This window comes from Stenotrophomonas sp. AS1, assembly GCF_048957655.1.
In the GTDB taxonomy this organism is placed as follows: Bacteria; Pseudomonadota; Gammaproteobacteria; order Xanthomonadales; family Xanthomonadaceae; genus Stenotrophomonas; species Stenotrophomonas bentonitica_A.
Map to the genome: position 1 here is coordinate 545,693 of NZ_JARVXM010000001.1, position 23,135 is coordinate 568,827.

Here is a 23,135-nt window from a genome sequence, read left to right on the forward strand (position 1 = left end):
TGACCTGGCGGCCCCTCGCCAACGGCATCCACGCAGGGCGTGGATCTACGTGGACCCTGGCGAACCGCATCCACGCATGGCGTGGATCTACGCGGCTCCACCGCCGCTGCAGAACGCCGCGTAATCGATGTACCCGGGGAAGTCGCGCCCGGGCGCGCACAACGGGCAACCCGGGTCGGGCCGCAGCCGCGTCTCGCGGAAGCGCATGCCCAGCGCGTCAAAGGTGAGCAGGCGCCCGATCAGCGGCTCGCCGATGCCGAGCAGCAGCTTGAGCACTTCGGTGGCCTGCAGCAGGCCGACCATGCCCGGCAACACGCCCAGAACGCCCGCCTCCGAGCAGTTGGGCGCGAACTCCGGCGGCGGCGGCTCGGGGAACAGGCAGCGGTAGCACGGCGCGATCCCACGCTGGCGGCCGGCATCGAACACGCTGACCTGGCCGGTGAAGCGCTCCACCGCGCCGTACACCAGCGGGATGCCGTGCTGCATGCAGGCATCGTTGAGCAGGTAGCGCAGCGGGAAATTGTCCGAACCATCCAGGACCACGTCGACACCCTCCAGCAGCGCATCGATGTTGTCCGAGGTGACCCGCGCCTGCACGGCCTCCACGTCCAGCGAGGGATTGAGCGCGAGCAGGCGTGCGCGCGCCGAGAGCACCTTGGGCTCACCAACGCTGGCATCGGTGTGGATGATCTGCCGATGCAGGTTGCTGCGGTCCACCACGTCGTCATCGGCGATGCGCAGGTGCCCTACCCCGGCCGCGGCCAGGTAGAAGCTCGCCGGTGCACCCAGGCCGCCCGCGCCGAGCACCAGCACGCGCGAAGCGAGCAGCGTCTTCTGGCCTTCGATACCGACCTGCGGCAACAGCAGGTGACGCGAGTAACGCTCGTTGAAGTCGCGCTCGGCATCGCTCTGCATCGGCTGCACCAGGGGCAGGCCGTCACCGCGCCAGGCGGTGGTGCCGCCGTGGACGGAGGCGACATTCGTGTAGCCCAGGTCCGACAGGAAAACCGCGGCCTCCATCGAACGCCTGCCGCTCTGACAGATCAGGGCGACCTCGCGGTCGATGGCCGGCAGGAGCGTGCCGGGCTCGGCCTGGAGATCGCCCTTGGCGATGCCGAGCGCGCCTTCGGCCATGCCGGTGGCGCGTTCGTGCGCCTCGCGGATGTCGATGAGCAGCGCGCCATGGGCGAGGCGTTCACGGGCCTGGGCCGGGGTGAGTTCGGGGATCGTGCTCATGCGGGGATTATCGCGCACGGGCGCGCCGGCCGCCCCAATGAAAAGAGCCGGCTTGCGCCGGCTCTTTTCTGCATCACTTGCCCTTGACGTGCTTGATCAAGCGGCGCTTGCGCTTGAGCTGCCGTTCGGTGAGCACGTTCTTCTTGCCTTCGTACGGGTTCACACCCTCGCGGAAGATGAACTGCACGGGCGTGCCGACCAGCTTGAAGCGCTTGCGGAAGAAGTTCTCCAGATAGCGCTTGTACGACTCCGGCAGGTCTTTCAGACGGGTGCCGTGGACGATGAAGGTCGGCGGGTTGGAACCGCCCGGATGCACATAGCGCAGCTTGGACACGTGACCACGGATCGCCGGCGGCGGGTTGGTCTCGTAGGCCGTTTCCAGCGCCTTGTTGACTTCGCTGGTGCTGAACTCATGCGTCGCCGAGGCGTGCGCGGCGTGGATGCAGCGGAACAGCTCACGCAGCCCCGAGCCGTGCTTGGCCGAGATGCGCACCACTTCCGCCCACGGCACGAAGCCGAGCTTGCGCGACACCAGGGCTTCAGCCTGCTCGCGCTGGTAATCGGTCAGGCCATCCCACTTGTTGATCGCCACCACCAACGCACGGCCGGCATCAAGCACCGCGCCGAGCACGCTGGCGTCCTGGTCGGTCACGCCTTCGGAGGCATCCAGCATCAGCACCGCAACCTGGCACTGCTCGATGGCCTGCAGGGTCTTGATGACGCTGAACTTCTCGACCACCTCCTCGACACGCGCCTTGCGACGCAGGCCGGCGGTATCGATCAGGCGGTACTCACGCCCGTCGCGCTCCATGTCCACCGCGATCGAATCACGGGTGGTACCGGGCACTTCGGAGGCGATCATGCGCTCCTCGCCGAGCAGACGATTGACCAGCGTCGACTTGCCCACGTTGGGGCGGCCGACGAAGGCGATGCGAATGCGGTTCGGATCAGTGTCCAGGGTCTCGGTGGTGCCCTCTTCCGGCAACCGTTCCACGACCTCGTCCAGCAGATCATCCAGGCCCTGACGGTGCGCGGCCGAGACGGTCAGCATTTCGCCGAAGCCGTAACGGGCAAATTCCGAACGCACGGTGTCTTCGTTCATGCCGTCGATCTTGTTGATCAGCAGCAGGGTCGGACGGGCCAGCTTGCGCAGCCAGGACAGGATCTCGTCGTCCATCGGGCCCTCACGAGCATCGACCACGAACAGGATCAGGTCCGCCTCGGCGGCGGCAGCGCGGGCCTGGCGGGCGGTAGCGCCGGCCAGACCTTCTTCTTCACCGGCGATACCGCCGGTATCGACCACCAGGAACGGGTGGTCTTCATCAAGACGACAAACACCGTAATTACGGTCCCGGGTCACGCCGGGCTGGTCATGGACCAGCGCGTCGCGCGTACGGGTAAACGCATTGAACAGCGTGGACTTGCCGACATTCGGCCGTCCAACCAGGGCGACCAAGGGCAGCATCGCGGTAACTCCTTATTGTGCCAACCGGAATGCGGTCAGCTTTCCATCAACGTTCTGCACCAGCAGAATCCCATCGGCGGCTACCGGCTGGGCCAGGAGGGCGTCGCCGCCACTCTTGGCGCGCGCCGCGAACTCACCGTTATCGGTCCGCAACCAGTGCAGATACCCCTTGTAATCACCGACCACAACGTAATCGCCGTGGATGACCGGACCGGTCAGCGAACGACGGGCCAGGCCCGTCTGCGACCACATGGCCGAACCGCTGGCCTTGTCCAGGCCGAACACGCCGCCCTTGTTGTCGGTGACGAACACATTGCCCGAGGTCAGGGCCACGCCACCGGCGCCGCCATGATCACGTGCCCACAGCGGACGGCCGGTCGGGCCTTCGATCGCCATGGTCTGGTTCTTGAAACTGCTGACGAACAGCGTATTGCCTTCCAGCACCGGGGCGCCGTCGATATCGGCCATGCGCTCCAGCTCGGTACGGCCTTCGCCGGTGCCGACCATCTGGTCCCACAGCGTGCGGCCGTCCTGCATGGCCAGCGCGGCGATGGAGCCGTCGTCGTTGCCGATGAACAGCACGCCCGGGCCGGTGACGACCGGCGCGTTGCCACGCACGGTCAGCGCCGGCAGCTCACGCGGGTTGAACCAGCGCTGGGTGCCGTTCTCGGCATCCAGACCGGTCACGCGACCGTCGTTGCTGCGCACGAACACCATGCCCTGGCCCACGGCCGGGGCGGAGATGACTTCACCCGGCACCTTGGCACGCCACTTCTCGGTGCCGTCGGCCGCGTTCAACGCGATGACTTCACCATCCAGGGTGCCGATGACGACCAGGCCGTCACCCACGCCCGGGCCACCGGACAGACGCAGCTTGGGCTGCTTCTTGACCTTGGCCGGTTCGTAGGTCCAGATCTTCTTGCCGGTCTGCAGGTCGATGGCATGCACGCCACCGTAGATGGCGGCCGCGTAGACGCGACCATCGGCGACCACCGGGCCCTGACGGACGCCGATGCGCTTCTCACCCTTGCCGACGTTGGCCGTCCAGATCTTGTCGACCTTGGCGGTGGCATCGAACTTCACCAGCTCGGCCGGTTCCAGTGCCTTCTTGGCCGCGGCATCTTTGCCGGCGAACCAGCCCTTCATCGTGCTGCAGCCGGTCAGGGCCATGCCCAACAGGGCAACCGTGGCAACGCGCTTGATCATGACCATCTGATTCATTACACCGACTCCGCAGGATCGGTGACGGTGCCACCGGCATCCGTCAACTTGGTTTCCAGCAGGCGCCGCTGGGGCGCTGCCACGTCCAGCGTCTTGAGCGCCTTCTCATACTGCTCGCGGGCGGCATCACGCTTGCCCTGCGCCATCAGTGCATCGCCATGGATTTCCAGGCTGGCGCTGTCGGTAGCGGTACCGAGCTGCTTGATCGCATCTTCGGTCTTGCCGGTGGCCACCAGCAGGCGCGCAACGCGCTGCTCGATCACCGGCTTGAACTCGGGGTCGGCCTTGATCGCGCGCAGGGTCGCCAGCGCGTCTTCGTTCTTGCCGGCATCGACCTGCGCCTTGGCCAGCTGCAGGGCAGCCAGATCGGCGTAGATGTTGGCCTTGCCGCTCTCCAGGTCCTTCACACCCTTGGCGGCCTGCTCCAGATCCTTTTCCTCCAGGCTCTTGAGGACGATCTGGTACTGGACGTTGGCGCCGGCCAGGCTGTTGCTGTGCCGGGTCTGCCACTCTTTCCAGCCCCAGATGCCACCGATCGCGATGGCTACGCCAGCGAGGATGCTGACACCGTTCTTCCGCAGCCAGCCGCGGACGCGTTCACTTTGTTCGTGCTCGTCGAGCAGGTCGTCGATCGCCATGCGTACTCTCGCCCCGCCCATGAGGAGGAGCTATTTGAATTGGATTGGGGAAACGCGGTTCAGTGCGAAACTGGGACCACGGAGCCGTCAGAGGATACCGTAAAGCGTGCCACGTTGGCTCGCTGGTACGGCGAAAGGTCGACGATAGTGCCGGCCTGCTGAACCTCGACCGCCGATGCATTGCCCAGCACCATGCGGGCTACCTGGCCTGGCGCGAAGCTGCGGGTCTCGCCCGACTTGATCAGGGCCTTTTCGACGGTGGTGCCGTCGGGCCCGGAAATATCCACCCAGCTGTCGCCTTTGAACTGCAGGCTCAGTGCACCAGCCGGCGCTGCCGGCGCGGCGGCCGGACGCGGGACCGGGGTCAGCGACGCCAGGTACGGCGCTGCCGGCGCAGACGGCTTGGCCCCTTCGACGGCCGCCGGTGCGGCCGCTTCCGGGGCGTCACCACCGGCCACCGGGACCGCCGCCGGGATCACATCCAGCGACGCAGTGTTCGGGGTGGTGGCGGTGCCATCGAAATGACCCCGGGTGGCGAACCAGACCGGCACGGCCAGCACCGCGGTGATGCCGACATACAGGACGCGACGGCCCAGGCTCTCGGCAATGCGGCGGGCCCGCGGGGTATGGGTATGGCTGACCAGCTGTGGCGGCACGATCGGCCCGATATGGGCCTGCTCGAGGATGTCGTCGATGTCCACCTTCAGCAGGCGGGCATAACTGCGCAGCTGGCCACGGACGAAGACCGGCGCGCCAAGGCGCTGCCACTGCTCTTCTTCAAGGGACTTCACTACCTGGACCGGCATGCGCAGCTGCTGCCCCACGGCCTCCAGGGTCAGTCCGGCCGCTTCCCGGGCCTGGCGAAGACGAGCTCCGCAACCGGCCGCAGTATCAAAAGCGTTCACAGTCTGGTCATCAATCACAATGCTTCAACCCCGGGGATTAGGTGCCGCATCCTGCGGAAATTCGTCATGAATTCGCTGCAGATAGCGACCGGATGCCACGCTGTCGCCAAGCCGCGCCTCGATTTGAGAGGCAAGTTGTAACACGGAACGTGTGGCCGGTGCAGCCGTCAAACGCCGTTGCGAAAAGGCGCGGGCCTCGAAATAACGCCCTTCGGCGTACTCATTGCGGGCCATCGACTCCAGCGCGTAGGCATTGACGGGATCTATCTCAAGCGCCCGCCGGAGGTCCCGAACCGCCCGCGCGGGCTGGCCTGCGTCCAGTGCACAGCCCCCGGCATTGGCCAGGGCGGAGGCCGGGGTGGTATAGCCCGGGGCCTGCAGCGCCCGGTCGAACCAGGCCAGCGACTCGGCCGGCTGGCCATGAGCACATAGCCAGGCACCATAATTGTTGAGAACGTCGCCGCGCTCGGGGCCCAGCTCGGCCGCCTTGCCGTACAGGCGCCCGGCTTCGGCCTCGTTGCCGCGCTGGGTGGCAATCGCCGCCAGCAGCATGTAGGCCTCGGGGCGGCGCGCATCGATCTTCATCGCGGCCCGCACCCGCTTCTCGGCGGCATCCGGGGCGCCCGCGCGCAGCGATTCGCCAGCCAGGACCATCTGGTCCTGGTAGTTCACCCGCTTGCGGATCTCGGGGTTGTCGCGGGCCTCGTAGGTCGGCGCGACCTCGAGTGGACCAGACGGCGGCTTGATCCCCTGCTGTTTGCCACAGCCGGCCAATGCCAGCGCGAAGAACACAACGGCTGGCAATCGGCGATCAGGCAGCGGCATCCCGGTTTTTCCCGTCCTGCAGCGTTTTGTTGAACTCGGCCTGGCGGCGCGTACGGTCCATCACCTGGCCCTTGAGCTGGCCACAGGCGGCATCGATATCGTCGCCACGGGTACGCCGCACCATCGTCAGCACCTGCGAATCGAGCAGGATCTTCTGGAAGGCGCGGATTTCGGTTTCGCCGGAACGCTCGTAACGCGTGCCCGGGAACGGATTGAAGGGGATCAGGTTGACCTTGCCCGAGTTCGAGGCCTGCACGGCGTTGTCGAACTGGCGCATCAACCGCGCCAGCTGGCGGGCGTGCTCGGGCTGGTCATTGATGCCCTTCATCAGGGTGTATTCGAAGGTGACCGATTCGCGGCGCTTGTTGGCGCGCAGGTAACGTGCGCACGAGGCCATCAGCTCGACGATCGGGTACTTCTTGTTGAGCGGGACCAGGGTCTCGCGCAGTGCATCGTTGGGCGCATGCAGCGATACCGCCAGCGACACGTCGCTCTCGGTGGACAGGCGGTCGATCTGCGGCACCAGGCCGGAGGTGGACAGCGTCACGCGCTTGTTGGCCAGGCCGTAGCCCAGATCATCGCGCATCACGCTCATGGCGCGCACGACGTTGTCGAAATTCATCAACGGCTCGCCCATGCCCATCATCACCACGTTGGTGAGACGACGCTGCTTGTGCGGGATGTTGCCCAGATGGCGCGCCGCGACCCACACCTGGCCGATGATCTCGGCGGTGGAGAGGTTGCGGTTGAAGCCCTGGGTAGCGGTCGAACAGAACGTGCAGTTCAGCGCGCAGCCGACCTGTGAAGACACGCACAGCGTGCCGCGGTTCTTGTCCGGGATGTAGACCGCTTCGATGGCGTTCTTGCCATCGGTACCCATCGCCAGCAGCCACTTGTGGGTGCCGTCGGCGGAGGGCTTGTCGAACACGATGTTCGGAACCAGCACCTCGGCATGCTGCTTGAGCTTGGCGCGCAGCGCCTTGCCGAGGTCGGTCATTTCATCGAAATCGGTGACGTAGTGATGGTGGATCCACTTCATCACCTGATGGGCACGGTAGCGCGCTTCGCCGAGTGTCTCGGCGAAGAAGCGCTCCAGACCCTCGCGATCGAGGTCGAGCAGGTTCTGCTTGGCCACAGCCGGGCCCGGAACGAGCACGGATGGGATGGCGGTTGGCTGTACGACCTCGTTCACGGCATCACTCTCAGCGCGAGACGACTTCAGTCGCGGCGAAGAAATAAGCGATTTCGATCGCGGCATTCTCAACCGAGTCCGAGCCGTGGGCGGCATTGGCATCGATGGATTCAGCGAAGTCGGCGCGGATGGTGCCTGCGGCGGCTTCCTTCGGGTTGGTGGCGCCCAGCAGGTCGCGGTGGGCCAGCACGGCGTTCTCGCCTTCCAGCGCCTGGATCATCACCGGGCCGGAGATCATGAACTCGACCAGCGCGTTGAAGAACGGACGCTCGCGGTGCACGGCGTAGAAGCCTTCGGCTTCACGGCGCGACAGCTGCTTGTACTTGGCGGCGACGACCTTCAGGCCGGCCTTTTCGAAGCGGGCGTAGATTTCACCGATGACGTTCTTGGCGACGGCGTCCGGCTTGATGATGGAAAGGGTGCGCTCCAGCGCCATGGGAATACTCCGTTGGGCGGGCCACTTGATCGGCCCGAGGTTAACATGAAAAAAACCCGCGTCAAAACGCGGGCTTAGCCTGATATACGTGCGCCAATTCTAACGTGTCCTCCCCATCTCCGGTAGTGCCACGCCATGCGTGGCAGGCGTGGACCGGACGGGGTAGCGCGCCCCGTTCAGGCAGTTGCGGGGCTTGGCAGCCACGGGCCGGCACGACACAGCGGCGGATGAACGAATGCCTCTTGCTGCTGCGCCGCACAATGCAGCGGCGCAGCCACGGGTCTAATATCAAACAATCGTTTGATTGAACTAGCCTGCCCCATGGCCAAACCTGCCCACTTCTCCACCAAGGACCGCATTCTCGGCGCCGCCGAGGAACTGTTCGCCCTGCACGGGTTCGCGGGCACCTCTCTGCGCCAGGTCACCAGCCAGGCCGATGTGAACATCGCCGCGGTCAACTATCACTTCGGGTCCAAGGAGAACCTGGTCAACGAGGTGTTCCGCCGCCGCATGGATGAAATGACCTCGGCCCGGCTAAGCCAGCTGGACAGCGCCCGCCGCGAGCACCCCGGTGAACTGCGCCCGGTGCTGGCCGCCTTCGTGGAGCCGGCCCTGGCCATGGCCCAGGACCGCCAGACCGGCGGCGCCTTCGTGCGCGTCATCGCCCGCGCCTACGCGGAAAAAAACGACAACCTGCGCAAGTTCCTTTCCGACCATTACGGCCACGTCCTGCGCGACTTCGGCAAGGCGATCTCCGCCTGCGTGCCGGAGCTCTGCAAGGAGGAACTGTACTGGCGCCTGGATTTCCTCGCCGGCTCGCTGACCTATGCCATGGCCGACTTCGGCCTGATCAAGCGACCCGCCGGTGTCACCGAAGCGGCGCATCGTGCCCATGCCGCCCAGGAACTGATTCATTTCGCCGAAGCCGGATTCCGCGCCAGCGCGGCCTCGAGCGCTTCGACGTCCTCCCTTTCCACCCCGTAGAGCCGGGCGCTGACCGGCTTCCAGACAACAAAGGCTTATCGACATGTCCAATTCCCTGCTAGTCCGCCGTGCCGCCGTGCTGGGTGCCGGTGTCATGGGCGCCCAGATCGCCGCCCACCTGACCAACGCCGGCGTCGACACGGTGCTGTTCGACCTGCCCGCCAAGGAAGGTCCGGCCGATGACATCGTGCTCAAGGCGATTGCCAACCTGGGCAAGCTCAGCCCTGCCCCGCTTGCCAGCAAGTCCTACGCCGAGGCGATCACGCCGGCCAACTATGAGACCGGCCTGGAGCAGTTGAAGGACTGCGACCTGATCATCGAAGCCATCGCCGAACGGATGGACTGGAAGCAGGACCTGTACAAGAAGATCGCCCCGTTCGTGGCCGATCACGCGGTGCTGGCCTCCAACACCTCGGGCCTTGGCATCAACAAGCTCGCCGACGTGCTGCCCGAGCAGCTGCGCCACCGCTTCTGCGGCGTGCATTTCTTCAACCCGCCGCGCTACATGCACCTGGCCGAGCTGATCCCGGCCACCACCACCGACGCGGCCGTGCTGGAAGGCCTGGAAGCGTTCCTGGTCACCACCCTGGGCAAGGGCGTGGTGTATGCCAAGGACACCCCGAACTTCATCGGCAACCGCATCGGCGTGTTCTCGATCCTGTCCACCATCCACCACACGCAGGAATTCGGCCTGGGCTTCGATGAAGTGGACGGCCTGACCGGCCCGCTGGTCGGCCGCCCGAAGTCGGCGACCTACCGCACCTCCGACGTGGTCGGCCTGGACACCATGGCGCACGTGATCAAGACCATGGGCGACACCCTGCCCAACGATCCGTGGCATGAATTCTTCAAGTCGCCGAAGTGGCTGGACGCGCTGATCGCCAAGGGCGCGCTCGGCCAGAAGACCGGTGCCGGCATCTTCCGCAAGGTTGGCAAGGACATCGTGGTGCTGGATCTGGAGAAGCAGGACTACCGTCCGGCCGACCGCACCGCCGCACCGGAAGTGGTCGAGATCCTGAAGATCAAGAACCCGGCCGAGAAGTTCGCCAAGCTGCGCGAGAGCCAGCACCCGCAGGCGCAGTTCCTGTGGGCGACCTTCCGCGACCTGTTCCACTACAGCGCCTACCACCTGGCCGACATCGCCGAGACCGCGCGCGACGTCGACCTGGCCATCCGCTGGGGCTACGGCTGGTCGCTGGGCCCGTTCGAAACCTGGCAGGCCGCCGGCTGGAAGCAGGTCGCACAGTGGATCGCCGATGACATCGTCGCCGGCAAGAGCATGAGCAATGCGCCGCTGCCGGATTGGGTGTTCGATGGCCGCGACGGCGTGCATGCCGCCGAGGGCAGCTACAGCCCGTCGCGCAATGCCAAGCTGCCGCGCTCGGCGCTGCCGGTGTACCAGCGCCAGCGCTTCCCGGATCCGCTGCTGGGCGAGAACTTCAGCCCGGGCGAAACCGTGTTTGAAAACGACGGCGTGCGCATGTGGCACGACGGTGACGGCATCGCGGTGGTCAGCTTCAAGACCAAGATGAACACCGTGTCCGACCACGTGCTCAACGGCCTGCAGGAAGCGATCAAGCGCGCCGAGCAGGACTACAAGGGCCTGGTGATCTGGCAGCAGAAGGAACCCTTCTCCGCCGGTGCCGATCTGGCCGGCGCGCTCGGCCTGCTGCAGGCCGGCAAGGTCGACCAGTTCGAAGAGATGGTGCACAACTTCCAGCGCACCAGCCAGGCGATCAAGTATTCGCTGGTGCCGGTGGTGACCGCGGTGCGCGGCCTGGCCCTGGGCGGTGGCTGCGAGTTCCAGATGCACAGCGCCAAGAGCGTGGCCGCGCTGGAAAGCTATATCGGCCTGGTCGAGGCCGGCGTCGGCCTGCTGCCGGCCGGCGGTGGCCTGAAGGAACTGGCCGTGCGCGCCTCGCAGGCCGCCGGTCCGGGCGGCGATGTGTTTGCCGAGCTGAAGAAGACCTTTGAGACCGTCGCGATGGCCAAGGTTTCCAACTCCGCGGTCAACGCCAAGGAGCTGGGCCTGATGCGCGCGACCGACAAGGTGGTGTTCAACAGCTTTGAGACGCTGCACATCGCCAAGGCCGAAGTGCTGGCGCTGGCCGAAGGTGGCTACCGTCCGCCGATGCCGGCCCGCCGCATCCAGGTCGCCGGCGACGTGGGCATCGCCACCTTCAAGATGATGCTGGTCAACATGCTGGAAGGCCGCTTCATCAGCCCGTACGACTACGAGATCGCCGTGCGCATCGCCACCGTGCTGTGCGGTGGCGAAGTGGATCGCGGCACGCTGGTGGACGAAGAGTGGCTGCTGACCCTGGAGCGCAAGCACTTCGTCGAACTGGCCCAGCAGGAAAAGACCCAGGCCCGCATCGCGCACATGCTCAAGACCGGCAAGCCGCTGCGGAACTGACGGAAGACATCGGTAGTGCCGGCCGCTGGCCGGCAACCTCTTCCAACCCCTATTCAAGAGATCACTGCAATGACCAAGCAAATCCAGGACGCCTACATCGTCGCCGCCACCCGCACCCCGGTGGGCAAGGCGCCCAAGGGCGTGTTCCGCAATACCCGCCCCGACGACATGCTCGCCCACGTGCTCCGCTCCGTGGTTGCGCAGGCGCCGGGCGTGGACGTCAACCGCATCGATGACGCGATCATCGGCTGCGCGATGCCCGAAGCCGAGCAGGGTATGAACGTGGCACGCATCGGCGTGCTGCTGGCCGGCCTGCCGGACACCATCGCCGCACAGACCGTCAACCGCTTCTGCTCCTCGGGCCTGCAGGCCGTGGCCATGGCTGCCGACCAGATCCGCCTCGGCAATTCGGACCTGATGCTGGCCGGTGGTACCGAGTCGATGTCGATGGTGCCGATGATGGGCAACAAGATCGCGATGGCCCCGAGCGTGTTCGACAATGACCACGTCGCCATCGCCTACGGCATGGGCATCACCGCCGAGAAGGTCGCCGAAGAATGGAAGGTCTCGCGTGAGGACCAGGACGCCTTTGCGCTTGCCTCGCACCAGAAGGCCATCGCCGCGATCCAGAACGGCGAGTTCAAGGACGAGATCAGCCCTTACGGCGTGCGCACCCGCCAGCCGGACCTGGCCGACGGCCGCCGCATCATCACCCGCGACAAGATCGTGGATACCGACGAAGGCCCGCGCCTGGATTCGTCCGCCGAAGGCCTGGCCAAGCTGCGCCCGGTGTTCCGCAACGGCCAGTTCGGCGGCACGGTCACCGCCGGCAACTCCTCGCAGATGAGCGACGGCGCCGGCGCCGTGCTGCTGGCCTCCGAGCAGGCGATCAAGGATTACGGCCTGACCCCGCTGGCCCGCTTCGTCAGTTTCTCGGTGGCCGGCGTGCGCCCGGAAGTGATGGGCATCGGCCCGATCGCCGCGATCCCGAAAGCGCTCAAGCAGGCCGGCCTGACCCAGGACCAGCTGGACTGGATCGAGCTCAACGAAGCCTTTGCCGCGCAGTCGCTGGCCGTCATCCGCGATTGCGGCCTGGACCCGTCCAAGGTCAACCCGCTGGGCGGCGCGATCGCCCTGGGCCATCCGCTGGGCGCAACCGGCGCGATCCGTACCGCCACCCTGCTGCACGGCCTGCGCCGTCGCCAGCAGAAGTACGGCATGGTGACCATGTGCATCGGCACCGGCATGGGTGCGGCGGGCATCTTCGAGTCGCTGTAAGGATTGATCGGTGCCGGCCTGCGGGTCGGCACCGAGACGACGGGTATGACCGGCGTGACCGGTGGCAACATTGCAACGGGTCGCCACCGACCGTTGGTCGTTGCAGGGCGGGAAACGAAAAGGGCAGCCTCGCGGCTGCCCTTTTCTGTTGCGTCGGGAGCCGGCCAGCGGCCGGCACTACCGTTGCTGCTTGAGAGCCGGCCAGCGGCCGGCACTACCGTTGCTGCTTGAGAGCCCGCCAGCGGCCGGCACTACCACCGCTGCATCGCGCGGGGGCCGCTCGTTCTCAGCCCTCTGCCAGCATCTTCTGCAGCACTTCGCGTGCAGGACCGGCCAGCTTCTCGTTGTCGAGGGCGAAGCGGATCGTGGCTTCGACCAGACCCAGGTGGGTACCGCAGTCGAAGCGGCGGCCCTCGAAGCGGTACGCGTCGACGCGCTCGCTCTTGAGCAGCTCGGCGATGGCGTCGGTCAGCTGGATCTCGCCACCTGCACCGGTCCCGGTCGCTTCGAGCAGCTCGAAGATCTTCGGGCTCAGCACGTAACGGCCGACCACGGCCAGGTCGCTCGGGGCGTCCTCGGGCTTGGGCTTTTCAACGATGGCGCTGATCTTGCCCTGGCGGCCATCGAAGGCTTCGGTGGCCACGATGCCGTAGCTGCCGGTCTTGTCATGCGGCACGTCTTCAACGGCAATGACGCTGGCGCCGCTGGCTTCGTTGGCGTCGGCCATCTGCTTGAGCGCACCGTTGCCACGGTTCCAGATCAGATCGTCGGGCAGCAGCACCGCGAACGGCTCGTCGCCCACGATCGCCTTGGCACACAGCACCGCATGGCCTAGGCCCAGCGCTTCGGCCTGGGTCACGAACACGGCGCGCACGCCATTGGGCAGCACATGGCGAACCAGTTCGAGCTGTTCCTGCTTGCCGGCGCGCTCGAGTTTCTGCTCAAGCTCGTAGGCCTTGTCGAAATAATCCGCGACCGCATGCTTGTAACGGTTGGTGATGAAGATCAGCGTGTCACAGCCCGCCTCGATCGCCTCATCCACGGCATATTGGATCAACGGCCGATCAATGATCGGCAGCATTTCCTTCGGAACGGTTTTGGTGGCCGGCAGGAATCGCGTTCCCAACCCTGCGACAGGAAATACCGCCTTACGAATACGCTTGCTCATCAGAACCTAGTGGCCTCACGCGCCGGAAAGGCGAGCACTTTAGCAGAGCTGACGTGATCGTCCTGTTGCAGAGGAGAAAATTCGGGCATGGTCGCAAACAGAATGCTATTGATCGCATCAGTATCGTAGCTGGCAATCGCCTCGCGCAGTTTCGGCACATTGGCCAATACCTGCTCACGCGCGAACGTGCGTACGCCGGCTTCGAGAATCTTCGGATGCGCGGTCGGACGATAATCTTCGTCGGAATAGAACAGCGTTTCGTGCAGTTTCTCGCCCGGCCGCAGGCCCGTGTAAACGATGGCGATGTCCTTGTAGGGCTGTTTGCCGGCCAGTCGGATCATCTGCTCGGCCAGCACGCGGATCGGCACCGGCTCGCCCATGTCCAGCGTATAGATCGCCCCGTGCGAGGCCGACGCGGCCGCCTGCAGGATCAGCTGGCAGGCCTCGGGAATGGTCATGAAGTAACGGGTGACTTCCGGGTCGGTCACGGTGACCGGACCGCCCTTGAGAATCTGCTCGCGGAACACCGGCACCACGCTGCCGGCCGAGGCCAGCACGTTGCCGAAGCGCACGGTCACGAAACGGGTGTGGCTGGTCTTCTGGTCCAGGCTCTGGCAGATCATCTCCGCGTAGCGCTTGCTGGCACCCAGCGCGTTGACCGGATCGACCGCCTTGTCGGTGGAGATGAAGACGAAATGCTCGATGCGCGCTTCGACGCAGGCGCGCGCCACCGTTTCGGTGGAAAGGATGTTGTTGCGCACCGCTTCGCGCAGCTGGCGCTCCAGCACCGGCACCTGCTTGTAGGCGGCGGCATGGAAGACCGAGTCCACCCGCGACAGCGACAGCGCATGGCGGATCACCGCGGGGTCACCGCAGTCGCCCAGCACCGCTTCCACCACCAGATCCGGGAAGCTGCGCTGCAGCTCGGCTTCGATGGTCAGCAGAAGCAGCTCACTCATCTCCACCAGGACGATGCGCCCTGCCCCGTGGCGCGCGCACTGGCGGCACAGCTCCGAACCGATCGAACCGCCCGCGCCGGTGACCAGCACGGTACGCCCGCCCAGCCAGCCGCGGATCAGCGCCCAGTCCGGCAGGATCGGCTTGCGGCCGAGCAGGTCCTCGATCGCCACTTCCTTGAGCTCACCCGGCAAGGAATGGCCCAGCAGGATGTCGTTGAGCTTGGGGACCATCCGGAACGGCACGCCGGTGCTTTCGCAGATGGCCACCACACGCTGCATGCCCACGGCATCCAGCGACGGGATGGCGATCACCAGCAGCTTGGCGGCGGTCTCGCGGACCACGGCCGGGGCATCTTCCAGGGTGCCCAGGATCGGCAGGCCCTGCAGCTTGGCGCCCTGCAGATGCGGGGCGTCGTCGAGCAGGCCGACCGGCTCGAAATCACCCGAGCGGCGCAGGTCGCGGACCAGGGCCTCGGCCGCCTGGCCGGCACCCAAGATCAGCACACGGCGCGCGGTGACGTCGGACTGCAGCGCCTGATAGTCCTTCCATGCGCGGTACAGCAGGCGCGGCGCGCCCAGCAGCGCCGACAGCGCGAAGGGGTAGATGACCAGCACGGACATCGGCACGCCTTCAAAGCGCTTGTACGCCAGGGCGACCACGATGGCGAGCAGGCCGATGAAGCTGGCTTTGAAAATGTTGAGCAGATCGGCAACGCTGGCAAAGCGCCACAGGCCGCGGTACAGACCCACCCGCCAGAACACCACTGCCTGGATGACCAGCACCAGCGAGGTGTCGATGTTCCAGAGCGGCAATGCCGGCGCGTCGGCCAGCATCGAGTAGCGTCCGGCGTGCAGCAGCTGCCAGCACGCCCAGACCATGAACAGGTCGTGGGCCACGATGGCCGCGCGCGGCATCAAGCCGGTAAGTCGGTCCTGCCAAGGCGTCATAAACAACGTATTCCTTCTAGTTGCGCATTCCCTTGCGCAGGAGCAGCCAAAGGCCGTACGCGAAGATCAACCACGCGATGGCCACGGCAGCCTCCCACCTCGGCTGCAAATTCGTGCATGCATTAAACACTGCCGCACTGAATATTCCAAAAACAAGATACACCCCGGTGACGAAAGTGTGGCTTGCACCACTTTTCACCGCGCGCTGATAGAGATGCTGCGTGTGGGGTTCCATCCAGCGCTGTCCGGACAGGATGCGCGAAAGCAATGTGAAGCCTGCGTCCACAAGAAAGGCCGAAAGCGGCACCAGCAACAGCAACCAATGGATATCGGTGTGCACACTGGCCAGGCAGACCAGCGCCGCGATGGCATAGCCCAGCGCCCCGCTGCCGACATCCCCCATGAAGATGCGTGCCCGTGGGTAGTTGAACGGCAGGAACCCCAGGCAGGCCAGCCCCAGCACCACACCGGCCAGGCCGTAGGGCGGCGGCAGCACCAGCGCAAAGGCAAGACCGGCCAGGATCGCCTGGGTGGTGGCGATGCCGTTGATCCCATCCATGAAGTTCCAGATGTTGATCAGCGAGGTGGCGAACAACAGGGCCAGCAGCGCCTGCCAGGGATTGCCACTGGCATGCCAGACCAGCCCAGCCAGCAGCGCGGACGCCAGCACATGGACCAGCAGGCGGCGGACCGCCGGCAGCGGCCGATGGTCGTCCCACCAGCCGATCCCGGCCACCAGTACCAGACCCAGCGCGAACACCGCCAGCGTGATCGCGGCCTTGGGCCAGATCACGGCGGCGACCGCGCAGGCCAGCAGCAGGGTCAGGACGATCGCGATACCACCGCCGCGAGGCGTCGCCACCCCATGGCTGCGGCGCTCGCCCGGCTGATCCAACAGATTGCGACGGAGCGCGTACGCACGTGCGGTCCAGGTCAGGCCCGCCGATACCGCCAGCACCGCCAGCAGCCCTGCCATCCAGCCCACCATCATGGTTCAGAGCACCGCGTAGTTGAGCAGCGGCTTGACGGTGCCCCATTCCTTGCAGCTCGGGCACTGCCAGTGATGCGTACGCGCGCCGAAGCCACAGCGGGTGCAGCGGTAGGCCGGGTTGCGGACCAGCAACTGGTCGGTGATGTGCTTGAGATCGTGCAGGGTGGCGGTGGAATCCGCGCCCTCGGCCAGGGTCAGGTCGATCAGCGCCGACTCGCCACGCACCGAGGGGCGGTCCTTGAGCTGGCGACCGAGATAGGCGCGCGCGGGGGCGACGCCCTCCTGCTCTTCCATCAGCTGGGTCAGCGCCAGCACCGGGGCGATGCCGCGATAGTGCTCGGTCATCTCCGACAGGAACGCACGGGCACCACCAAGGTCACCGACCTTGCGGTAGTTCTGCATCAGCGCCTGCAGCACTTCGGGCAGGTACTCCGGATCATTGCGGGCGGCGCGCTCGAAGGCGCGCACGGCGGCTTCGGCATTGCCCGCATCGTTCTCCAGGCGCCCTTCGATGATGCCGGCACGGACCGACATCGCATCGGCCTGGTAGGCGCGTGCGATCGCAGCGCGCGCTTCGTCGATCTTGCCGGCGCCACGGTAGCGCTCGGCCAGTTCGCATTCGAATTGCCCGATCAGCTTGCCCATCGGCTCGCCGGTGACTTCTTCGAAACGGCTGGCGTTGTCGATCGCCTTTTCCCAGTCGCGTTCGGCCTGGTAGATGCCGATCAGGTGCTTGAGTGCCTGCGGGGCGCGCTGGTCGATCTGGGCCAGTTCGGTGAACACCGTTTCAGCACGATCGAGCAGGCCGGACTTCATGTAGTCCTCGCCCAGGGCCAGCAAGGCCTGTACGCGCTGCTGATCGCTGAGATCGGCGCGGTTCACCAGGCCCTGGTGCAGGCGGATCGCACGATCGACCTCGCCACGGCGGCGGAACAGATGGCCAAGCGCGACCTGGGTCTCGAAGGTTTCCTTGTCCAGCTCGGCGATGTGCAGGAACAGCTCGATCGCCTTGTCCGGCTGCTCGTTGAGCAGATAGTTCAGGCCGCGGAAGTACGTGCTGGACAGATGGCTGACCTGGTTGTCGCCATGGCGCTGACCGCCACGACGCCCGATCACCCAGCCCGACAACGCGGCCAGGGGCAGGAACAGGAAAAACCAGAACCACTCGGAGACAAATTCCATCGGCGCTCAGCGTCCGTCGAATGTAGAAGAAGAAGGGGGTGCCACGACCACGGCAGGCGCGGCCTTCTGCGCACGGCGCAGTTTGGCGTACAGCGGGATCACCATGCTGGCGAGCACGAGGCCGCCGCCGATGAGGGCACCGGACAGCAGGGCGATGATGATCGCCACGCCGGTGGTGGAATTGATCTGGGTAAAGCCCAGGCTGATGATGATCGGCTGCGAGTTGAGCGCACCGATGATGAGACCCACCACCAGAACCGCCAGCAGGATCAGCAGACGTACGACGTTCATGCAGCAGCTCCAGTTCCGTAGGGCTCAAGAGTAGCGGACTAACACTCCGCTCTGCCAGCCGACTCCATGGAAATCATGCATCCGCCCCGTGGCGGATGACCCGTCAGGCAGGATCGCTTTCCAGCGGCACCACGGCGCTGACGCGCTCACGCAGTTCCTTGCCCGGCTTGAAGTGCGGGACATGCTTGCCCGGCAATGCGACCGATTCCCCGGTCTTGGGATTGCGCCCCAGCCGTGCCGGCCGGTAGTGCAACGAAAAACTGCCGAACCCGCGGATCTCGATGCGATCCCCGCCGGCCAGCGCCCCACCCATCATTTCCAGCAACGACTTCACCGCCAGATCGACATCGTCCGACTTCAAATGCGCCTGTCGGCGCGCCAGGATTTCGATCAGCTCGGATTTGGTCATTACGGGCTCTTGGGGAGGAACTCAGACCCTGAAACGGCCCGGACTGATGTCCGGGCCGTCCAGGAAACTACGACAGCGACAGGCCGATTACTCGGACTTGTTGCCGTTCAGCTGTGCACGCAGCAGCGCGCCGAGCTGGGTGGTGCCGCTGGAAGCCGAAGAGGACTGGTATTCCTCCAGCACTTCGCGCATTTCCGCGTCGTCCTTGGCCTTGATCGACAGCTGCAGGGTACGACCCTTGCGATCCATGCCCACGAACTTGGCTTCCACCTTGTCGCCGACCTTCAGGAACTGGGTCGCGTCGTCCACGCGCTCGTTCGCAACATCGCGAGCGGCCACGTAGCCTTCGATGCCGTCAGCCAGCTCGATGGTAGCGCCCTTGGCGTCCACTTCCTTGACCACGCCTTCGACCTTGGAACCCTTCGGGTTGGCAGCCATGTACTGACCGAACGGATCCTGCTCCAGCTGCTTGACGCCCAGGCTGATGCGCTCGCGCTCCGGATCGACGGCCAGGACGACGGCGTCCAGGTTGTCACCCTTCTTGAAGTTGCGGACCACGTCTTCGCCGGTGGTGTTCCAGCTGATGTCGGACAGGTGCACCAGGCCATCGATACCGCCGTCCAGGCCGATGAAGATGCCGAAGTCGGTGATCGACTTGATCTGGCCCGACACCTTGTCGCCCTTCTTGTGGATGGCAGCGAAGGTTTCCCACGGATTGGCGGCAACCTGCTTCATGCCCAGCGAGATGCGGCGACGCTCCTCGTCGACGTCCAGGACCATGACTTCAACTTCGTCACCGACCTGCACAACCTTGGACGGGTTGACGTTCTTGTTGGTCCAATCCATTTCGGACACGTGCACCAGACCTTCGACGCCCGGCTCGATCTCGACGAATGCGCCGTAATCGGTGACGTTGGAGACCTTGCCGAAGACGCGGCTGTTGGCCGGGTAACGACGGGCGATGTTGTCCCACGGATCCTCGCCCAGCTGCTTCAGACCCAGCGAAACGCGGTTGCGCTCGCGGTCGAACTTCAGCACGCGCACGTCCAGCTCGTCGCCGACGTTCACGACTTCGGACGGATGGCGCACGCGCTTCCAGGCCATGTCGGTGATGTGCAGCAGGCCGTCGATACCGCCCAGGTCCACGAATGCGCCGTAATCGGTCAGGTTCTTGACGACACCCTTCAGGATCGCGCCTTCCTGCAGCTTGTCCATCAGCTGCTCGCGCTCTTCCGAGTGCTCGCTCTCGACGACTGCACGACGGGACACAACGACGTTGTTACGCTTGCGGTCCAGCTTGATGAGCTTGAATTCCAGCTCCTTGCCTTCCAGGTAGGCCGGGTCGCGCACGGGGCGCACATCCACCAGCGAACCGGGCAGGAACGCGCGGACATCCTTGATGTCCACGGTGAAACCACCCTTGACCTTGCCGCTGATGCGGCCGGTGATGGTTTCGTTCTTTTCCAACGCTTCTTCCAGCTCGTCCCACACCATCGCGCGCTTGGCTTTCTCACGCGACAGAACGGTTTCACCGAAGCCGTTCTCGATGGAATCGAGGGCAACCTTGACGACGTCGCCTTCAGCGACATCGATCTCGCCAGCGTCGTTACGGAACTGTTCGATCGGCACGATGCCTTCGGACTTCAGGCCGGCGTTGATCACCACGACATCGCCGCGGACTTCAACAACGACACCGCTGACGATCGAGCCCGGCTTCAGCTTGGCCAGATTGGCCTGACTGGCTTCGAACAGCTCTGCAAATGATTCGGTCATTAGATTTACTCTGTTGGACACATGGGCATTGGCCCCGAAGGGAACCGCTTGATGCCCGCCTGTTGGTCGACCCCGGTAACGCAGGTCGTGTGTTAAGTAGGAAAACCGCCACGCATCATTGCGGGACGGAGCTTTTGTTGCCTTGCGATGGTGCGACACCGTCGATGGACTGACGGCCCTCCTTTACAACGGATCAGGCACCCGAAACCGGAAGCAGATCCAATACCTTGGCAACGACGGCGTCGATGCCAATACCACTGGTGTCGATGACGACGGCATCGTCTGCCGGCTTCAGGGGCGCCACTGTGCGCTGTGCATCACGGGCGTCGCGGGCCATGATCTCGCGCAGGAGGTCGTCAAAGTTAACCGAAACACCCTTGTCTTTCAACTGCTTATGCCGCCGCTCGGCCCGTTCTTCGGCGCTGGCGGTCAAAAACACCTTGAATGGGGCGTCCGGGAAGATGACCGTGCCCATGTCCCGACCGTCGGCCACCAGCCCCGGCTCCATCCTGAATGCGCGCTGGCGCTCTTTCAGCGCCGCCCGGACCTCCGGGATGGCCGCGATGGCCGAGGCCAGGGCGCCGGTGGTCTCCAGGCGCAGCTCGTCGGTGGCGTCGGTCTCGTTAACCAGCACCCGCAGCCCGCCATCGGCCGATTCCACGAAGCGCACGTGGGTGTCGAAGGTGCAGCGGACCAGCGCCGAGGCATCGGAGGTATCGATATCAGCCCAGCTGGCGGCCACGCCCACCGCCCGGTACAGGGCGCCCGAATCCAGGTAATGCCAGCCCAACCGGCGTGCGACAATGCGGCTGACAGTCCCTTTGCCGGCCCCGGAGGGACCGTCGATGGTGAGCACGGAAGGAAGCTGATTCATGGGTTTCCCTGTAAAATTGACCGCCCATTCTAGCCCCTGCCCGGGGCCTCCCGAGACCTTTTTGGTGCAACCACTTGAAAGGATGGAAAAAAGCCCGGTAGAATGGCGGGCTTGAACGGGCGTCACCTGCCGATTGTCATCTGCATATCGCGGCCGCGCTCCAACCGAATCCAACGTTTACGCCGAGGTATGCAATGAAAGTCCTTTCTTCCCTGAAGTCGGCCAAGTCCCGTCACCGTGACTGCAAGGTCGTCCGTCGCCGTGGCAAGATCTTCGTGATCTGCAAGTCGAACCCGCGTTTCAAGGCTCGCCAGCGCTGAGCCGGCTGGCCTCACGGCCGCCACCGGCCCCTCACCGGGCCGGGTGATGAACAAAAAGCCGCCTCCGGGCGGCTTTTTGCTGCCATTTTTGTTGTAATCGCCGGGTAGCCACGACCGCCGGTGTCAGACCTGTCGCCGCAGGACCTTCCACCTTCTTGACCACTGGGGAGTAGATCGAGATGAAGCGTTACCTGACCACCCTGCCGTTGCTGGCCGTACTGGCCATCTCCAGCGCCCACGCCGACACCCTGCTGATCGACCGCAGCCGTGAAAAGCCCGCCATCGCCCTGCCCGTCCGCGGCCAGAGCATGCAGCAGGTCCAGGCCCGGTTCGGCGACCCGGGCGAGCGCCTGGAACCGCGCGGCGGGCAGAAGCGCCAGTGGCCGACGATCAACCGCTGGGTCTACCCGCAGTTCACCGTCTATTTCGAGAAGCAGAAGGTGATCGACGTGGTCGCCAACCGCGCCGACGCCAACGAGATCGGGCCGAAACCGCCGATCCGCTGACCCTTTTCCCTTTGCCCGCCAGCCGGCGGGCCATCGCATCGAGATCATGAACGACACGCTCCGCTTTCCGGCCGAATGGGAATCCCAGTCCGCCATCCTGATCGCCTGGCCCCACGCCGACACCGACTGGGCCGACCGCCTGGGTGACGTCGAGGACACCTACATCGCGCTCGTCGCGGCCATCACCCGCTTCCAGCCGGTGGTGATCATCGTCGCCGACGACGACCTGGAGGCGTACGCCGATGCGCGCCTGCGCTCGAACCGGATCGATACGGACCGCGTGCGGTTCATGACCGCCCAGTACGACGACACCTGGCTGCGCGATTCCGGCCCGATCACGCTCAAGCGCGCCGATGGTGGCTTCCGCCTGCTGGACTTCCGCTTCACCGGCTGGGGCGGCAAGTTCGACGCCAGCCTGGATGACCAGCTGGTCGGCGTGCTGCATGCCGCAGGCCTGTTCAACAATGCCGAGCTGCAGAGCATTCCGTTCGCCCTGGAAGGCGGCGGCATCGAGACCGACGGCGCCGGCACCCTGCTGACCACCTGGCAGTGCCTGCACGAGCGTCATCCGGACCGCAGCCGCGAATCGCTCAGCGCCGACCTGGCCACCTGGCTGGCCCAGGAGCGTGTACTGTGGCTGGACCATGGCTATCTGGAAGGCGACGACACCGACGCCCACATCGATACCCTGGCGCGCTTCGCTTCGACCGACAGCATCGTCTACCAGGCCTGCGATGACGCCAGCGATTCGCATTACGCCGAACTGCAGGCGATGGGCGCCGAACTGGCGGCGCTGCGTACCGCCGACGGCCAGCCGTACCGCCTGTTCCCGCTGCCGTGGGCGCAGCCGGTGATCGACGAAGGTCGCCGCCTGGCGGCGTCCTACGCGAATTACCTGATCCTCAACGGTGCGGTGCTGATGCCGGCCTACGGGGATGTTGCCGACGAGGCCGCGCGTGCGGTGCTGGCCGAGGCCTATCCGGACCGCGAGATCGTGCCGGTGCCGTGCCGCTCGCTGATCTGGCAGAACGGCAGCCTGCACTGCATCACGATGCAGCTGCCGGCGGGGTTGCTGGCTTAAGCGCCACGACCAACGGTCGTGGGCTACCGCTGTTTGC

The 23,135-nt window shown here is 65.4% G+C and carries 22 protein-coding genes; 6 read left to right on the forward strand and 16 right to left on the reverse strand.

The genetic code is table 11. The annotated features are described in order from the left end of the window. Positions 1–87: 87 nt before the first annotated feature. The 8 genes from moeB to ndk all read right to left on the reverse strand — a co-directional run bounded on the left by moeB (position 88) and on the right by ndk (position 7,918). Positions 88–1,236: a molybdopterin-synthase adenylyltransferase MoeB gene (gene moeB, locus PV764_RS02505; RefSeq protein ID WP_421116137.1), complete on the reverse strand. Its 1,149-nt coding sequence runs from the start codon at positions 1,234–1,236 to the stop codon at positions 88–90. A 73-nt stretch (positions 1,237–1,309) separates the two neighbouring features. Next, positions 1,310–2,701, reverse strand: coding sequence for a ribosome biogenesis GTPase Der (der, locus tag PV764_RS02510; protein WP_019183084.1), 1,392 nt, complete (start codon positions 2,699–2,701; stop codon positions 1,310–1,312). A gap of 12 nt (positions 2,702–2,713) precedes the next feature. After that, on the reverse strand, positions 2,714–3,922 hold the full coding sequence (gene bamB, locus PV764_RS02515; protein WP_019183085.1) for an outer membrane protein assembly factor BamB: 1,209 nt from the start codon (positions 3,920–3,922) through the stop codon (positions 2,714–2,716). Then, on the reverse strand, positions 3,922–4,560 hold the full coding sequence (locus tag PV764_RS02520; RefSeq protein WP_019183086.1) for a YfgM family protein: 639 nt from the start codon (positions 4,558–4,560) through the stop codon (positions 3,922–3,924). Before PV764_RS02520 ends, bamB begins: the two co-directional genes overlap by 1 nt. Before the next feature lie 59 nt (positions 4,561–4,619). Continuing rightward, positions 4,620–5,483, reverse strand: a complete 864-nt coding sequence (locus PV764_RS02525; protein ID WP_421116138.1) for a helix-turn-helix domain-containing protein — start codon at positions 5,481–5,483, stop codon at positions 4,620–4,622. Positions 5,484–5,489: 6 nt separating this feature from the next. Next, entirely contained in the window at positions 5,490–6,290 is an 801-nt protein-coding gene (gene pilW, locus PV764_RS02530; protein WP_070427200.1) for a type IV pilus biogenesis/stability protein PilW, read from the reverse strand. Then, the gene (gene rlmN / locus PV764_RS02535; protein ID WP_019183089.1) at positions 6,277–7,482 is read right to left on the reverse strand and encodes a 23S rRNA (adenine(2503)-C(2))-methyltransferase RlmN; all 1,206 of its coding nucleotides are present in this window, start codon (positions 7,480–7,482) and stop codon (positions 6,277–6,279) included. The genes pilW and rlmN overlap by 14 nt, the downstream gene beginning before the upstream one ends. A 10-nt stretch (positions 7,483–7,492) precedes the next feature. After that, positions 7,493–7,918 (reverse strand): nucleoside-diphosphate kinase, encoded by a 426-nt coding sequence (ndk, locus tag PV764_RS02540; protein WP_008265389.1) that lies wholly within the window; start codon positions 7,916–7,918, stop codon positions 7,493–7,495. Positions 7,919–8,239: 321 nt separating this feature from the next. Here ndk and PV764_RS02545 point away from each other — a divergent pair, with 321 nt between their 5' ends. From PV764_RS02545 to PV764_RS02555, 3 genes are all read left to right on the forward strand, one after another. Continuing rightward, the gene (locus PV764_RS02545) at positions 8,240–8,902 is read left to right on the forward strand and encodes a TetR/AcrR family transcriptional regulator (RefSeq protein WP_421116139.1); all 663 of its coding nucleotides are present in this window, start codon (positions 8,240–8,242) and stop codon (positions 8,900–8,902) included. Between the two features lie 43 nt (positions 8,903–8,945). Beyond that, complete coding sequence (locus tag PV764_RS02550; RefSeq protein WP_421116140.1) at positions 8,946–11,318, forward strand: 3-hydroxyacyl-CoA dehydrogenase/enoyl-CoA hydratase family protein; 2,373 nt, start codon at positions 8,946–8,948, stop codon at positions 11,316–11,318. A 69-nt stretch (positions 11,319–11,387) separates the two neighbouring features. Beyond that, entirely contained in the window at positions 11,388–12,596 is a 1,209-nt protein-coding gene (locus tag PV764_RS02555; RefSeq protein WP_399620741.1) for an acetyl-CoA C-acyltransferase, read from the forward strand. A 286-nt stretch (positions 12,597–12,882) separates the two neighbouring features. Here the strand turns inward: PV764_RS02555 and galU are convergent, their stop codons facing one another. The 8 genes from galU to cmk form a co-directional block, all read right to left on the reverse strand. Then, positions 12,883–13,764, reverse strand: coding sequence for a UTP--glucose-1-phosphate uridylyltransferase GalU (gene galU, locus PV764_RS02560; RefSeq protein WP_399620744.1), 882 nt, complete (start codon positions 13,762–13,764; stop codon positions 12,883–12,885). Next, a complete protein-coding gene (locus PV764_RS02565) occupies positions 13,764–15,671 on the reverse strand; it encodes a polysaccharide biosynthesis protein (protein ID WP_046273767.1) in 1,908 nt (635 codons plus the stop codon). The genes galU and PV764_RS02565 overlap by 1 nt, the downstream gene beginning before the upstream one ends. 16 nt (positions 15,672–15,687) lie before the next feature. After that, on the reverse strand, positions 15,688–16,656 hold the full coding sequence (locus tag PV764_RS02570) for an MraY family glycosyltransferase (protein ID WP_421116191.1): 969 nt from the start codon (positions 16,654–16,656) through the stop codon (positions 15,688–15,690). Between the two features lie 9 nt (positions 16,657–16,665). Further along, on the reverse strand, positions 16,666–17,844 hold the full coding sequence (lapB, locus tag PV764_RS02575; protein ID WP_019183096.1) for a lipopolysaccharide assembly protein LapB: 1,179 nt from the start codon (positions 17,842–17,844) through the stop codon (positions 16,666–16,668). Between the two features lie 6 nt (positions 17,845–17,850). Beyond that, the gene (locus tag PV764_RS02580) at positions 17,851–18,135 is read right to left on the reverse strand and encodes a LapA family protein (protein WP_019183097.1); all 285 of its coding nucleotides are present in this window, start codon (positions 18,133–18,135) and stop codon (positions 17,851–17,853) included. A 103-nt stretch (positions 18,136–18,238) separates the two neighbouring features. Continuing rightward, positions 18,239–18,544: an integration host factor subunit beta gene (locus tag PV764_RS02585; protein ID WP_019183098.1), complete on the reverse strand. Its 306-nt coding sequence runs from the start codon at positions 18,542–18,544 to the stop codon at positions 18,239–18,241. A gap of 87 nt (positions 18,545–18,631) precedes the next feature. Beyond that, positions 18,632–20,317, reverse strand: a complete 1,686-nt coding sequence (rpsA, locus tag PV764_RS02590) for a 30S ribosomal protein S1 (RefSeq protein ID WP_019183099.1) — start codon at positions 20,315–20,317, stop codon at positions 18,632–18,634. A gap of 193 nt (positions 20,318–20,510) precedes the next feature. Then, positions 20,511–21,191 carry a (d)CMP kinase gene (cmk, locus tag PV764_RS02595; RefSeq protein ID WP_046273768.1) on the reverse strand — a complete coding sequence of 227 codons (681 nt, stop codon included), beginning with the start codon at positions 21,189–21,191 and terminating at the stop codon, positions 20,511–20,513. Between the two features lie 194 nt (positions 21,192–21,385). Here cmk and ykgO point away from each other — a divergent pair, with 194 nt between their 5' ends. From ykgO to PV764_RS02610, 3 genes are all read left to right on the forward strand, one after another. Beyond that, positions 21,386–21,511, forward strand: a complete 126-nt coding sequence (gene ykgO, locus PV764_RS02600) for a type B 50S ribosomal protein L36 (RefSeq protein ID WP_017355593.1) — start codon at positions 21,386–21,388, stop codon at positions 21,509–21,511. Between the two features lie 179 nt (positions 21,512–21,690). After that, entirely contained in the window at positions 21,691–22,017 is a 327-nt protein-coding gene (locus PV764_RS02605) for a hypothetical protein (RefSeq protein WP_019183101.1), read from the forward strand. A 46-nt stretch (positions 22,018–22,063) separates the two neighbouring features. After that, positions 22,064–23,098 (forward strand): agmatine deiminase family protein, encoded by a 1,035-nt coding sequence (locus PV764_RS02610; protein WP_421116141.1) that lies wholly within the window; start codon positions 22,064–22,066, stop codon positions 23,096–23,098. Positions 23,099–23,135 lie beyond the last annotated feature (37 nt).

Coding starts and splice junctions, on each gene's coding strand:
- PV764_RS02550 (WP_421116140.1), top strand. CDS start 8,946: ATGTCCAATTCCCTGCTAGTCCGCCGTGCCGCCGTGCTGGGTGCCGGT.
- pilW (WP_070427200.1), bottom strand. CDS start 6,290: ATGCCGCTGCCTGATCGCCGATTGCCAGCCGTTGTGTTCTTCGCGCTG.
- PV764_RS02585 (WP_019183098.1), bottom strand. CDS start 18,544: ATGACCAAATCCGAGCTGATCGAAATCCTGGCGCGCCGACAGGCGCAT.
- moeB (WP_421116137.1), bottom strand. CDS start 1,236: ATGAGCACGATCCCCGAACTCACCCCGGCCCAGGCCCGTGAACGCCTC.
- PV764_RS02545 (WP_421116139.1), top strand. CDS start 8,240: ATGGCCAAACCTGCCCACTTCTCCACCAAGGACCGCATTCTCGGCGCC.
- galU (WP_399620744.1), bottom strand. CDS start 13,764: ATGAGCAAGCGTATTCGTAAGGCGGTATTTCCTGTCGCAGGGTTGGGA.
- PV764_RS02565 (WP_046273767.1), bottom strand. CDS start 15,671: ATGACGCCTTGGCAGGACCGACTTACCGGCTTGATGCCGCGCGCGGCC.
- lapB (WP_019183096.1), bottom strand. CDS start 17,844: ATGGAATTTGTCTCCGAGTGGTTCTGGTTTTTCCTGTTCCTGCCCCTG.
- ndk (WP_008265389.1), bottom strand. CDS start 7,918: ATGGCGCTGGAGCGCACCCTTTCCATCATCAAGCCGGACGCCGTCGCC.
- cmk (WP_046273768.1), bottom strand. CDS start 21,191: ATGAATCAGCTTCCTTCCGTGCTCACCATCGACGGTCCCTCCGGGGCC.
- PV764_RS02605 (WP_019183101.1), top strand. CDS start 21,691: ATGAAGCGTTACCTGACCACCCTGCCGTTGCTGGCCGTACTGGCCATC.
- ykgO (WP_017355593.1), top strand. CDS start 21,386: ATGAAAGTCCTTTCTTCCCTGAAGTCGGCCAAGTCCCGTCACCGTGAC.
- rpsA (WP_019183099.1), bottom strand. CDS start 20,317: ATGACCGAATCATTTGCAGAGCTGTTCGAAGCCAGTCAGGCCAATCTG.
- PV764_RS02555 (WP_399620741.1), top strand. CDS start 11,388: ATGACCAAGCAAATCCAGGACGCCTACATCGTCGCCGCCACCCGCACC.
- PV764_RS02580 (WP_019183097.1), bottom strand. CDS start 18,135: ATGAACGTCGTACGTCTGCTGATCCTGCTGGCGGTTCTGGTGGTGGGT.
- der (WP_019183084.1), bottom strand. CDS start 2,701: ATGCTGCCCTTGGTCGCCCTGGTTGGACGGCCGAATGTCGGCAAGTCC.
- PV764_RS02610 (WP_421116141.1), top strand. CDS start 22,064: ATGAACGACACGCTCCGCTTTCCGGCCGAATGGGAATCCCAGTCCGCC.
- bamB (WP_019183085.1), bottom strand. CDS start 3,922: ATGAATCAGATGGTCATGATCAAGCGCGTTGCCACGGTTGCCCTGTTG.
- PV764_RS02520 (WP_019183086.1), bottom strand. CDS start 4,560: ATGGCGATCGACGACCTGCTCGACGAGCACGAACAAAGTGAACGCGTC.